The sequence below is a fragment of the Spiroplasma endosymbiont of Clivina fossor genome, assembly GCF_964031115.1.
Classification (GTDB): Bacteria; Bacillota_I; Bacilli_A; order Mycoplasmatales; family Nriv7; genus Nriv7.
Genome location: NZ_OZ035006.1, coordinates 1,283,782 through 1,296,897, shown reverse-complemented (window position 1 = coordinate 1,296,897; position 13,116 = coordinate 1,283,782). Strand labels below are relative to the sequence as shown.

The 13,116-nt window shown below is 23.1% G+C and carries 14 protein-coding genes and 2 pseudogenes; 5 read left to right on the top strand and 11 right to left on the bottom strand.

From position 1 onward, the window contains the following. Positions 1 to 240: 240 nt before the first annotated feature. A complete protein-coding gene (locus AAHM82_RS07700) occupies positions 241 to 1,200 on the top strand; it encodes an IS1/IS1595 family N-terminal zinc-binding domain-containing protein (protein WP_342263352.1) in 960 nt (319 codons plus the stop codon). A gap of 135 nt (positions 1,201 to 1,335) precedes the next feature. Here AAHM82_RS07700 and AAHM82_RS07695 read toward each other — a convergent pair whose 3' ends face one another. Continuing rightward, positions 1,336 to 2,724, bottom strand: a complete 1,389-nt coding sequence (locus AAHM82_RS07695) for an Mbov_0401 family ICE element transposase-like protein (protein ID WP_342263524.1) — start codon at positions 2,722 to 2,724, stop codon at positions 1,336 to 1,338. A 241-nt stretch (positions 2,725 to 2,965) separates the two neighbouring features. Here AAHM82_RS07695 and AAHM82_RS07690 point away from each other — a divergent pair, with 241 nt between their 5' ends. Continuing rightward, a complete protein-coding gene (locus AAHM82_RS07690; RefSeq protein ID WP_342263523.1) occupies positions 2,966 to 5,212 on the top strand; it encodes a hypothetical protein in 2,247 nt (748 codons plus the stop codon). Positions 5,213 to 5,296: 84 nt separating this feature from the next. Here AAHM82_RS07690 and AAHM82_RS07685 read toward each other — a convergent pair. From AAHM82_RS07685 to AAHM82_RS07675, 3 genes and pseudogenes are all read right to left on the bottom strand, one after another. Beyond that, positions 5,297 to 6,525: pseudogene (locus AAHM82_RS07685) on the bottom strand (IS256 family transposase). Then, positions 6,479 to 6,832, bottom strand: coding sequence for a hypothetical protein (locus AAHM82_RS07680; protein WP_342263522.1), 354 nt, complete (start codon positions 6,830 to 6,832; stop codon positions 6,479 to 6,481). The pseudogene AAHM82_RS07685 and the gene AAHM82_RS07680 overlap by 47 nt, the downstream one beginning before the upstream one ends. Positions 6,833 to 6,844: 12 nt before the next feature. Next, the gene (locus tag AAHM82_RS07675; protein ID WP_342263521.1) at positions 6,845 to 7,678 is read right to left on the bottom strand and encodes a hypothetical protein; all 834 of its coding nucleotides are present in this window, start codon (positions 7,676 to 7,678) and stop codon (positions 6,845 to 6,847) included. A gap of 111 nt (positions 7,679 to 7,789) precedes the next feature. On the opposite strand from AAHM82_RS07675, the gene AAHM82_RS14110 reads away from it, so the two are divergent. Further along, positions 7,790 to 8,173 carry a helix-turn-helix domain-containing protein gene (locus tag AAHM82_RS14110; RefSeq protein WP_425288970.1) on the top strand — a complete coding sequence of 128 codons (384 nt, stop codon included), beginning with the start codon at positions 7,790 to 7,792 and terminating at the stop codon, positions 8,171 to 8,173. Between the two features lie 14 nt (positions 8,174 to 8,187). Further along, positions 8,188 to 8,619: pseudogene (locus AAHM82_RS14105) on the top strand (transposase family protein); the annotation flags it as partial. A gap of 152 nt (positions 8,620 to 8,771) precedes the next feature. Here AAHM82_RS14105 and AAHM82_RS07665 read toward each other — a convergent pair. After that, entirely contained in the window at positions 8,772 to 8,960 is a 189-nt protein-coding gene (locus AAHM82_RS07665; RefSeq protein ID WP_342263519.1) for a hypothetical protein, read from the bottom strand. Between the two features lie 359 nt (positions 8,961 to 9,319). On the opposite strand from AAHM82_RS07665, the gene AAHM82_RS07660 reads away from it, so the two are divergent. Then, positions 9,320 to 10,282, top strand: a complete 963-nt coding sequence (locus AAHM82_RS07660; protein WP_342263518.1) for an IS1/IS1595 family N-terminal zinc-binding domain-containing protein — start codon at positions 9,320 to 9,322, stop codon at positions 10,280 to 10,282. Between the two features lie 254 nt (positions 10,283 to 10,536). Here the strand turns inward: AAHM82_RS07660 and AAHM82_RS07655 are convergent, their stop codons facing one another. The 6 genes from AAHM82_RS07655 to recO form a co-directional block, all read right to left on the bottom strand. After that, on the bottom strand, positions 10,537 to 10,842 hold the full coding sequence (locus AAHM82_RS07655; protein WP_342263368.1) for a hypothetical protein: 306 nt from the start codon (positions 10,840 to 10,842) through the stop codon (positions 10,537 to 10,539). Beyond that, positions 10,823 to 11,128, bottom strand: a complete 306-nt coding sequence (locus AAHM82_RS07650; RefSeq protein ID WP_342263517.1) for an IS1/IS1595 family N-terminal zinc-binding domain-containing protein — start codon at positions 11,126 to 11,128, stop codon at positions 10,823 to 10,825. The genes AAHM82_RS07655 and AAHM82_RS07650 overlap by 20 nt, the downstream gene beginning before the upstream one ends. 92 nt (positions 11,129 to 11,220) lie before the next feature. Then, on the bottom strand, positions 11,221 to 11,613 hold the full coding sequence (locus AAHM82_RS14100; protein ID WP_342264845.1) for a transposase family protein: 393 nt from the start codon (positions 11,611 to 11,613) through the stop codon (positions 11,221 to 11,223). Beyond that, positions 11,610 to 12,050 carry a transposase family protein gene (locus tag AAHM82_RS14095; protein WP_342263396.1) on the bottom strand — a complete coding sequence of 147 codons (441 nt, stop codon included), beginning with the start codon at positions 12,048 to 12,050 and terminating at the stop codon, positions 11,610 to 11,612. Before AAHM82_RS14095 ends, AAHM82_RS14100 begins: the two co-directional genes overlap by 4 nt. A gap of 525 nt (positions 12,051 to 12,575) precedes the next feature. Continuing rightward, positions 12,576 to 12,800, bottom strand: coding sequence for a DNA repair protein RecO C-terminal domain-containing protein (locus tag AAHM82_RS14090; RefSeq protein WP_425288969.1), 225 nt, complete (start codon positions 12,798 to 12,800; stop codon positions 12,576 to 12,578). Next, positions 12,775 to 13,113: a DNA repair protein RecO gene (recO, locus tag AAHM82_RS07640; protein WP_342263516.1), complete on the bottom strand. Its 339-nt coding sequence runs from the start codon at positions 13,111 to 13,113 to the stop codon at positions 12,775 to 12,777. The genes AAHM82_RS14090 and recO overlap by 26 nt, the downstream gene beginning before the upstream one ends. Between the last annotated feature and the right edge of the window lie 3 nt (positions 13,114 to 13,116).

Sequence of the window (13,116 nt, the reverse complement as noted above, 5' to 3'; positions counted from 1 at the left end):
GGTCGCGTTTAGTTTTCTTAGGTATTGCTTTGAAGAAGTAAAACAATCAGCTAATTATATTATTTAATTACTAAACTAACCATACCTTTCTTGTTATTGTCATTTTTATTCGGTACCATTTTATCATATTATTGAATTTTTACACAACAAAAAATTTTTAATTTTGTCGAAAACTCTTGATATTTATTGAATATACTTAATTTTAGGTATATTTTAATATGATAGAGGTGGATAATAATTATGGAAAAAATAATTCAAGAACTAGTAAATACTTTAACAGATGATCAATTTTTAGAATTTTATGAAAAAGTCAAACAACAAGCAGAATTAATAAAAAAACAAAAACGTTTAAATGAAATTGATCAAAAATTTAGAGCGCAAGGTATTAAATGCCCTAAATGTGAATCTTACCATTGCGTTAAAAATGGACATAATTCAGAAGGAAAACAAAAATATTTATGTAAAAATTGCCGTGCAAGTTTTGACGCTTTTCGTAATCATTTTATTTATTGAAGTCATTTAAATTATGAACAATGAAATTTATTGATTCAAATTTCATTGCTGGGGCAATCTAGTAAAACAATTTCTCGTTTTATTAAAACTACATTAAAAACTGCTTGATATAATCGTCAAAAATTAATGAAATCAAAACAATTAGAAAATACCCAATTAAAATTTAAAAAATTATCTGGTAAAATCCAAATCGATGAAACATTTATTAAAGAAATCCATAAAGGAAATTTCAAATATAAAACTGATCCACGAAGAATTCACCTTGACCCATTCGCAACTAATACTAAATGCTGTATTCAAATGGCAATTGATAATAATAACAATATTTATGTTAAATCCACAAACACCAAACGTTTACAAAAACAATGAGTTATTGAAAATATGAACAAAGAATTAATTAACGAAAATTCAATTATTACTTCCGATATGCAAAAATTATATTTTTTAGTAGCAAAACAAACAAATTCTACTTTATGTGTAACTAAAACAACAATTAATCCTGAAGCTAGTTATCGTAACTTAAATAAAATCAGTAAATTACAATCTAGTCTTAAAGAAGCCTTAATTCATTATCATGGTTTAGGTTTTACTAATATTCAAAATTATTTAAATCTCTGAAAATGAAAATACCAACATAAGGGTTTAACTCCAAATCAACAAACAGCGGTATTATATTTTAATGTATAAAAAAAGTTAAAGTAAAAATAGTAATTTTACATAAAAGCCTTTTAAAATTATCAAGTTGATGATTTTTTTTATTTTATCAAGAGTTTTCGACAAAATTAAAACAAAAAATTATTAATTTTATTAAATTTTCACTAATTATATAAATTTATGTTTTCTATATTTATTCGTATATACAATAATACCTTTATTAATTCAACTATCATCATTTTTCTTATTATATTTATTTCATAATGAATTTTTATATATTTCTTTTCTGATTTCTATTTCTGAATTAATATTTTCATTAATGTAATATAATACATTTAATTTGTTTAAATTTGCCATTCTTAAATGTAATAGGTTATTTAAATTCTTATGATTATATATTTTTGCTCCATATCCTAATTGTTGTTTTATTAAATGCGATACATCACTTTCAATGCTACAACCGATATTTCATTCTAAATTTTGATTATGAATACCTTGCTTATTATTACTGAAATAATTACTCGCCTTTCTTAAATTTGTTTTAATATCTTTATTTAATTCATTTTTAGCAATATTACGAATGGTTTTGATTAATTCTTGATGATTTCCATCCTTATATAATTTAATTCAACTATTTAGTGTTACTTTGCGATTTTCAAAAATAATATTAAATGCAGTTTGTTTTAATTTTTTAATAGCATGATAACCATCTAAAATATATCTAACATTACCAAAACTATTGGCAATTTCTCTAATTCAAGTATCACCATCACCACAAACAATTATTTTGTCATAATTAATATTAACATAATGTTTTTGCAATTCTTTAATTAATAAATCACGATAATCCATGGTATTTATTCGTTTACCAACTTTTAACATTAGAAAATGACCTCGTTTATTTTCTAACTCTCTACGAGCATTTTTGTAATTTTTTTCTTTATGCCCGGTATGAAAAGTAACTAAACGAATTCTTTGGTCTTGTTTAACTTTATGATCTAATGTCGCTAAAAATGTTTCATCTAGTTGAATATATAAATCCTTATTTTTGACATCAATTCTAGTTTTAGTTTCTTTTTCTGCTAGTTGAAAATATTCAGCAATATCATATTTATTTAAAATATTTGAAATACTACCTTTTGAAATATAACAATGATTTAGAGCATCTAAAACATCACGATAGCGTTTGCCATCACCTAAAAGATTTAAAACTTTAAATTGGACATCAAAATAAATGCGTTGTTTGGGCAATAAACCAATTTCTTTATCTAACAAACACACATATTCAAATTTACCTGATTTTTGATTTCAATATTTATATCGGCGTCGTTTAAAAGTAACATCACCAAAAATTGTAATAATTGTTCTTCATGCAAAATGAACTACTTTATAACCTTGTTTTAACCGATAATGATATTTATATAAGTATTCATCTAATTTTTCATATTCGTTGGCTAATTGTTCACATTTATTGGTGTACATATTTTTATGGGTTGTAAATAGACTTAATCAATGCTTGTTTTCTATAGTTTTTAAATTATTTTTAATTTCTAACATAAAAAATCGCCTTTCTTGGTAGTAATTTTAACAAAGTTAAATTCCGTTAGTTTATTTTTCTATTTTAAAGATAAATTCTTTTCTAGAATTATTATTCAATATTTTGAAAAAATAATAAAAATTCTTATTTAATAAGTTATAATCAACTTGTATTAATTAGACTGTACAAATTTTAGAAAGGATGTTGATTGTTCGGTAAATTTTATTAATTAGTAAAATTAACGAAAAGGATTTGATTAATATGAAAAAATTACTTAGTTTATTAAGTGCAATAACAATAGCCAGTAGTGGAATTGCGGGAATCGTTGCCAATAGCCCTTATGAAAAACAAGAACTTGAGAATAATAAAAAAATAAGTAAATTTAAAAGAAATATTAATAATTTAAATTTAATAAATTCTTATTTTATTAATAAAGATAATTTTAATGTTAGACAAATTAATGAAATAACAAGATCAGTTAATCATATTGCTATTTTTTCAAATACTGTTGGTACAACAATAGCTAATAGTCTTTATTTTGCAACAAATGATGGCCTTTATTTTATGGGAGCAGATTGAAGAGTTCAAAAAATAAATGATATAAATGAAGCAGTTATTTTTGTTACAATTGCACCAATAAGCGGTAATGCATTTGCAATAACTAAAACAGGAAAATCTTATTTTATTAGTAATACACCTGGTAATTATGGTGCTAGAAAAATTATTGAAATATCAGGATTTATTAATTCTATATCTGTTTATCAAAATGATATTTCTGATAGTGTAAAAGCTAATAGTCTTTATTTCGCGACAGATGATGGCCTTTATTTTATGCATGATGATAATTCATGAAAACCACATAAAATAAATGGTATAAATGAAGCAGTTAGTTCTATTATAATTGAACAAAAAAGTGGTAATGCATTTGCAATAACTAAAACAGGAAAATCTTATTTTATTAATAAAGATAATTTTAATGTTAGACAAATTAATGAAATAACAAGATCAGTTAATCATATTGCTATTTTTTCAAATACTGTTGGTACAACCATAGCTAATAGTCTTTATTTTGCAACAAATGATGGCCTTTATTTTATGGGAGCAGATTGAAGAGTCCAAAAAATAAATGGTATAAATGAAGCAGTTATTTTTGTTACAATTGCACCAATAAGCGGTAATGCATTTGCAATAACTAAAACAGGAAAATCTTATTTTATTAGTAATACACCTGGTGATTATGGTGCTAGAAAAATTATTGAAATATCAGGATTTATTAATTCTATATCTGTTCATCAAAATGATATTTCTGATAGTGTAAAAGCTAATAGTCTTTATTTCGCGACAGATGATGGCCTTTATTTTATGCATGATGATAATTCATGAAAACCACATAAAATAAATGGTATAAATGAAGCAGTTAGTTCTATTATAATTGAACAAAAAAGTGGTAATGCATTTGCAATAACTAAAACTAAAATGCTTTTAAATATTATTATTCAAATAAATAATTTAAGATTTAATAACATTATTAATGATGAAATTATTTTAAATGAATTAAATTATTTAAATCCTGATTTAGATATATCACAATTAGAAATTATTAATAAAACAGCATCAGATACATCAGCTACAGTTAAAGCAAAAGACAATGGTAAATATTTTGGTGAAGTTACTGTTAATTATAAAATTAAAAATAAAGATGATGTTGATGCTATTAATTTAAATGAATTAATTAAAAGAGCAGTATTTTTTAAGTTTCGTGATGAAAACCCTAATTTAAAATTTAAAGAAATAAGTTATATTGATACTAATAATTTAAATTTTTCAGATATTGAAATAACAAAAAAAGAAAATTCATTTTTATGATCTAATGTTCCTGAAAATGTATGTTCTGATAGAGAAATTATCAATAAAACTCCAAATACAAGATCATTTAATGTACCTGCTTGTGAATATAATTCAAAATCAAAATTAGTATTTCAAATTACAACAGGATTAACTAAAACAAAACAAGAAAATAAATTAAATGGTTGAAACATAAATTCTGATGATGAAATGAAATTAACAGATTTTACAAATATAAATAATAAAAATTCTGAAATCATTAATGAATTATCAAATAATTTTGATTTATCAAACACAAATAAACAAGAACAAGAAATGATTTTAAGTATTTTTAAGGAACCCGCTAATAAATTTGAACTTAATCCCAATGAAAAATTAAAAATTACTTATCCAGTAAGAATAATTACATCTAAAGTTATATTAAATTTAAAACAAAAAATTACAGGAAATATTACTGCCAAAATAATTGATGATAACAATAAAGAACAAATAGTTACATTATCAATTACAGAAGTAATGCAAATTTTACAAAAATATAGTTTATTACCCAATGAAATTACTATAGATAAAAACAATGATAAAATAACATTTAACGGTGAAGCATTTTTTTCATCAGAAAGAGAAGGGCCGGTAAGAACAAATACAGTTACTACTATAGTATAAGGTTTTATAAAAACGATATTAGCTATTTAGAACAATAACTTTAATTAAAACAGGGACTGTACAATTAACTGTGTCTCTAAGTAATTAACTTAAATTCACTCTGTCTTCAAATTTTATCATTAAATGTGAAATTGCACTACCCCAATTTTGAATTGGCATCGTTCATTTCTTAACCATATTTTGAAATGCTAAATAAAATATTTTAAAAACTGATGCGTCATTAGGAAAAATCTTTTTATTCTTAATGACTTTTCTTAATTGACTATTAACAGATTCAATCGCATTAGTTGTGTAAATAATTCTTCTAAATTCCTGAGGATATTCAAGAAAAATTATTAAATTATTTCAGTTATTTTTTCATGATTTAGTAATTTGTGGATACTTTTTATTTCATTTTTCTGAAAAATGATCTAAAGCAATTAACGCTATTTCTTCATTAATTGCTGTATAAATTGATTTTAAATCATTAGCTACAAAAGTTTGCGATCTTTGTAAGGAACAAATTTTAAACTATTGCGAATTTGATGAACAATGCATAATTGATGCTGTGTTTTTGGGAAAACAGCTTCTATTGCATCAGACATCCCAGTTAAATTATCACTACAAGCAACAAGAATATCTTGTAAGCCACGATTTTTCATTTCCGTAAGATTATTAAGTCAAAATTTGGCTCCCTCATTCTCACTAATTCACATTCCTAAAATATCTTTTAAACCATCTAAATTAATTCCTAAGGCAAGATAAACTGCTTTATTTATTATTCGTTTATCTTGCTTTACTTTAACAACAATACAATCAAAATAAACAATCGGATAAATCTTCTCTAAAGGTTTAGTTTGTCACATTTTAACTTCTTCAATAACATCATCAGTTATTTGACTAATTAAACTTTCTGAAATTTCTGCTCCGTGATAGAATTCTTGCAATTGTGCTTTGATATCAGAAATTGTCATTCCTCTTGCATATAAAGAAATTACTTTTTGATCAAAGTTATCAAATCTTCTTTGTCTTTTCGGAATAATTACTGGTTCAAAAGTACTATTTCGATCTCTTGGTACATCAATTGCGATTGAATCATTTTTAGTAATAATGGTTTTTTGTGTGTTGCCATTTCTTTTATTATGATTCTCATCAGTTTCAAGATAATCTTTAATTTCCGTATTTAACATTCGTTCAGTTAATTTTTTGGTAAATTCCTGAAAAATAGTATTGCCTTTAAATAAATCTTGTGGATTATCAATATTTTCTAAAAAATAATCAACAACTTTATCAATTGCGTCAGGTTCTTTTTTTATTTTTTTTTTTTTTGTCATTTTCTGTTCTCCTTCGTTTAAGTATAATTCAGAATGAATTATCGAGACACAGAATTTTGGACAGGCTCAATTTTTTCTTAGTTTCTCAATTAGCAACTGATTTTCGATATTTTTTACGAAAACCAACTTTTGGTCGTTCAATATGAATACCTAAAATACCACCAATTACAAGATTTATCACAAGCATAATTAGTGGAAAAATAATAATGCGAATATCTGTTCCGGGAATGGTTAAAGTTCAAATTAAATCAAAAACTTTATAAAACATATCGCCAATCAAACTAGCCATTTTTTCTAAGTTTTCCATTTTTAAACTCCTTTACTTGTTTTTCTTATTTAGATTATTTTTTAACTTAGTAAGTATCTTACTGAATTTTTCCATTTTTAAATATTCTAATGCTTCAATATCCATTACATTATCATTTCAAAATTTATGTTGATAATTATCATTCAAAGCACGATTACTTAATTCACGCAAGAATGATAAATATTTATTATCGTAAAGGTTTAAAATTGACATCGGAATTTTCAATTTAAAGAAATAAATGTCTAATTCTGGAATACTACGATATTTGATTTTGCGACCTTTTTTATCATTTTTTGCATTAATTAGAGTTAATCGTCATTGCTCATATTCGCTTACCGATTTAAAAGTACCATAAATAACTTGTAAATAAGGACGAAAGATACTAACCGGTTTTTTTCTAATTCCAACAATTATTGAATTCGCAATATCACGAACTTTAACTCATATATGTTCAGCTCGTTGACCGCTTGCTAATACGATATGGGTAAATTGCCGTGCTGAAGCAAAATATTCTTGTAAACCTTGAGTTACCCTATCATTTTCTTTATAGTCAGTACCTTCTAAAAATAAGTTGGTTTCATCTCATAACAGTAAATGCTTTTCTTCTAATATCGGATAATTATAATCTAAAAGCGACATGTGCCCTAACGAAAGCATTTGTTTATTGGTAATTGGAAGGGTAGAAATCGTTTTTCAACCGCTTAATAAGTAAGAAGCCAAAACCATTAAAGCAGTTTTTCCAGTTCCTAAGGCACCAATTACTAAATTTAAGGGTGAATTTAATAAGAAATTAATAAAACTTCGATGAGCAAAGAAGTGAGAAATTTTAGTATATAGAATATACAAAGCAATTTTTTAATTTTGTCGAAAACTCTTGATATTTATTGAATAGACTTCTTGCAAAATTAATTTAAAATATAATTGAATTGTTGTTTTTAATAAAAAGGTGGAATTTAAATGAAATTTAAAAAAAATAATCAAATAAGTGATAAAAATTTTTTAAGATTAACTGGTATTAAACATACTACTTTTAATAAAATGCTAGAAATTTTAAAAATAGAAGAATTAAAAAAGAGATTTCGTCGCGGAAGAACCAATAAATTATCATTAGAAAATCGTATTTTAATGACTTTAGAATATTGAAGAGAATATAGAACTTATTTTCATATTGCAAAAAGTTATGATATTAGTGAAAGTAGTTGTTATAGAAATATCAAATGAATTGAAGACACTTTAATAAAACACCCTAATTTTCAACAACTTACTGGTCAAAAATCACTATTAAAAGATTATTTCAAAGATAAGACTGTTATAATTGATGTAACTGAAAGCCAAATCTAACGCCCAAAAAAAGACAAAAACAGCACTACTCAGGAAAAAAGAAAAAACACACAATAAAAACACAAGTTATAATTGAAAAAGATAGTAAAAAAATTATTAGTTCTGATTTTTCTTATGGTAAAAACCATGACTTTAAAATTTTAAAAGATTCAAAAATTAAATTTTTACCAGAAACAACTGTTTTAGTGGATTTAGGTTATCAAGGCATACAAAAAATTAATCATAATGTTTTAATTCCTAAAAGAAAATCAAAGAAAAACCCTTTAAATAAAGAAGAAAAGCAAAATAATGAGCGAATTTCAAAAATGAGAATTGTTATTGAAAATGTTTTTGCTATACTTAAAAAATTTAAAATTATTAGTGAAAAATATCGAAATCGTAGAAAAAGATTTGCTTTAAGATTTAATTTAATAGCTTCAATTTATAATTTACAACTATTAGTTTAAATATATTTGATAATTTAAAATTTCAGTCTTTTTTTATTGTAAATAATAATTTTTATTATGTTTTAATGACAAAATATTTGTAAAAATAATCTAAAAATTATTTTAATAACACTTTTATATTTATTTTAAATTTAAAAATTATAATTATCATATTAATTTTGCAAGAAGTCTATTAAAATACGATTTTCTAATGATAATTTATTGGTTCTTCCGCGACGAAATCTCTTTTTTAATTCTTCTATTTTTAAAATTTCTAGCATTTTATTAAAAGTAGTATGTTTAATACCAGTTAATCTTAAAAAATTTTTATCACTTATTTGATTATTTTTTTTAAATTTCATTTAAATTCCACCTTTTTATTAAAAACAACAATTCAATTATATTTTAAATTAATTTTGCAAGAAGTCTAATATATAAATTCTCGATGATAATTTTTTTCTAATTTTATAGATAAGTATTGATAAAATAAAAAAAGTCATCAACCTGACTTCTAAAAATTAATTTTATTAAATTTTAGAATTAGTGGTTATAAATTAAAATACAACAAGTTTGATTGTTGATAAGGATTTAAACCAACAAACAGCGGTATTATATTTTAATGTATAAAAAAGTTATTTTAATTTTGTCGAAAACTCTTGATATTTATTGAATATACTTAATTTTAGGTATATTTTTAATATGATAGAGGTGGATAGTAATTATGGAAAAAATAATTCAAGAACTAGTAAATACTTTAACAGATGATCAATTTTTAGAATTTTATGAAAAAGTCAAACAACAAGCAGAATTAATAAAAAAACAAAAACGTTTAAATGAAATTGATCAAAAATTTAGAGCGCAAGGTATTAAATGCCCTAAATGTGAATCTTACCATTGCGTTAAAAATGGACATAATCCAGAAGGAAAACAAAAATATTTATGTAAAAATTGCCGTGCAAGTTTTGACGCTTTTCGTAATCATTTTATTTATTGAAGTCATTTAAATTATGAACAATGAAATTTATTGATTCAAATTTCATTGCTGGGGCAATCTAGTAAAACAATTTCTCGTTTTATTAAAACTACATTAAAAACTGCTTGATATAATCGTCAAAAATTAATGAAATCAAAACAATTAGAAAATACCCAATTAAAATTTAAAAAATTATCTGGTAAAATCCAAATCGATGAAACATTTATTAAAGAAATCCATAAAGGAAATTTCAAATATAAAACTGATCCACGAAGAATTCACCTTGACCCATTCGCAACTAATACTAAATGCTGTATTCAAATGGCAATTGATAATAATAACAATATTTATGTTAAATCCACAAACACCAAACGTTTACAAAAACAATGAGTTATTGAAAATATGAACAAAGAATTAATTAACGAAAATTCAATTATTACTTCTGATATGCAAAAATTATATTTTTTAGTAGCAAAACAAACAAATTCTACTTTATGTGTAACTAAAACAACAATTAATCCTGAAGCTAGTTATCGTAACTTAAATAAAATCAGTAAATTACAATCTAGTCTTAAAGAAGCCTTAATTCATTATCATGGTTTAGGTTTTACTAATATTCAAAATTATTTAAATCTCTGAAAATGAAAATACCAACATAAGGGTTTAACTCCAAACCAACAAACAGCGGTATTAGACTTCTTGCAAAATTAATATGATAATTATAATTTTTAAATTTAAAATAAATATAAAAGTGTTATTAAAATAATTTTTAGATTATTTTTACAAATATTTTGTCATTAAAACATAATAAAAATTATTATTTACAATAAAAAAAGACTGAAATTTTAAATTATCAAATATATTTTTTAATTTTGTCGAAAACTCTTGATAAAATAAAAAAAATCATCAACTTGATAATTTTAAAAGGCTTTTATGTAAAATTACTATTTTTACTTTAACTTTTTTTATACATTAAAATATAATACCGCTGTTTGTTGATTTGGAGTTAAACCCTTATGTTGGTATTTTCATTTTCAGAGATTTAAATAATTTTGAATATTAGTAAAACCTAAACCATGATAATGAATTAAGGCTTCTTTAAGACTAGATTGTAATTTACTGATTTTATTTAAGTTACGATAACTAGCTTCAGGATTAATTGTTGTTTTAGTTACACATAAAGTAGAATTTGTTTGTTTTGCTACTAAAAAATATAATTTTTGCATATCGGAAGTAATAATTGAATTTTCGTTAATTAATTCATTGTTCATAATTTAAATGACTTCAATAAATAAAATGATTACGAAAAGCGTCAAAACTTGCACGGCAATTTTTACATAAATATTTTTGTTTTCCTTCTGAATTATGTCCATTTTTAACGCAATGGTAAGATTCACATTTAGGGCATTTAATACCTTGCGCTCTAAATTTTTGATCAATTTCATTTAAACGTTTTTGTTTTTTTATTAATTCTGCTTGTTGTTTGACTTTTTCATAAAATTCTAAAAATTGATCATCTGTTAAAATATTTACTAGTTCTTGAATTATTTTTTCCATAATTATTATCCACCTCTATCATATTAAAATATACCTAAAATTAAGTATATTCAATAAATATCAAGAGTTTTCGACAAAATTAAAAAATATATTTAAACTAATAGTTGTAAATTATAAATTGAAGCTATTAAATTAAATCTTAAAGCAAATCTTTTTCTACGATTTCGATATTTTTCACTAATAATTTTAAATTTTTTAAGTATAGCAAAAACATTTTCAATAACAATTCTCATTTTTGAAATTCGCTCATTATTTTGCTTTTCTTCTTTATTTAAAGGGTTTTTCTTTGATTTTCTTTTAGGAATTAAAACATTATGATTAATTTTTTGTATGCCTTGATAACCTAAATCCACTAAAACAGTTGTTTCTGGTAAAAATTTAATTTTTGAATCTTTTAAAATTTTAAAGTCATGGTTTTTACCATAAGAAAAATCAGAACTAATAATTTTTTTACTATCTTTTTCAATTATAACTTGTGTTTTTATTGTGTGTTTTTTCTTTTTTCCTGAGTAGTGCTGTTTTTGTCTTTTTTTGGGCGTTGGATTTGGCTTTCAGTTACATCAATTATAACAGTCTTATCTTTGAAATAATCTTTTAATAGTGATTTTTGACCAGTAAGTTGTTGAAAATTAGGGTGTTTTATTAAAGTGTCTTCAATTCATTTGATATTTCTATAACAACTACTTTCACTAATATCATAACTTTTTGCAATATGAAAATAAGTTCTATATTCTCTTCAATATTCTAAAGTCATTAAAATACGATTTTCTAATGATAATTTATTGGTTCTTCCGCGACGAAATCTCTTTTTTAATTCTTCTATTTTTAAAATTTCTAGCATTTTATTAAAAGTAGTATGTTTAATACCAGTTAATCTTAAAAAATTTTTATCACTTATTTGATTATTTTTTTTAAATTTCATTTAAATTCCACCTTTTTATTAAAAACAACAATTCAATTATATTTTAAATTAATTTTGCAAGAAGTCTATTATATTTTAATGTATAAAAAAGTTAAAGTAAAAATAGTAATTTTACATAAAAGCCTTTTAAAATTATCAAGTTGATGATTTTTTTTATTTTATCAAGAGTTTTCGACAAAATTAAAAAAATAACTAACAGTAGTACGATGATTTTCACTAATTAATTAGGGATTATTAATCTAATATCACTCCTTTCAAAATTTAATTAACAAAATAACGAATTAATTCCTTTTTAAAAATAAAAAATCACTCTTTATTTAAAGAGAGAAGATAAAATTCATTTTTCTTTAATCGATTTTAAAGATTGATAACTTAAAACTCCGGGCTCGACTAGATATTCATAATAAAATGGAATTAGAACATATAAATCATCTTGATTAATCTCTCATTGTTCAAATTCTGGTTCATGATTTAATTCATTATAGTGCTTGTAAAAGTGAAATTGGCAATATTTGTTGTTCGTTTTTAAAACAACCACGACAAACAAAGCCACCAGCTGATCAATTTATTGTTTTTAATATTCTTATTACTTTTACAAATGCTACAATGGTTTAGTTGCAATTGTAATCCTAAAAGTTTTAACACTTTAAAAGTTAAAAAACAGAAAAGTTTTTTAACTTCATTTTTATCATTATTAATAGTTTGTAAAATAACTAATAATTCATTAAAAATAATATTTAGTATCCTCATCAGTAAGTTCACTATAAAGTTTAACTAAATAATTACTGACCATTAAGCGTTCATAGTTACTATGAATATTAGGGAATGTTTCAAGAATAACTCCGGTTTTTAATCGATGCATTTTATTTTTACTATAAGCAAAAAATAATTCAAATTCACAATAATTAAATAATTGTAAAAATGCTTGATTTTTAGAAGTAATTTTTTGCACCCCCGGACAATAAATAGCAATAATGCCATTAATAGTATAAATATTAACAACGGCATCAACCAATTTATAATCTTGTTTATTAACAATTATTCCCGAAATTTTTGTTGTCAATGC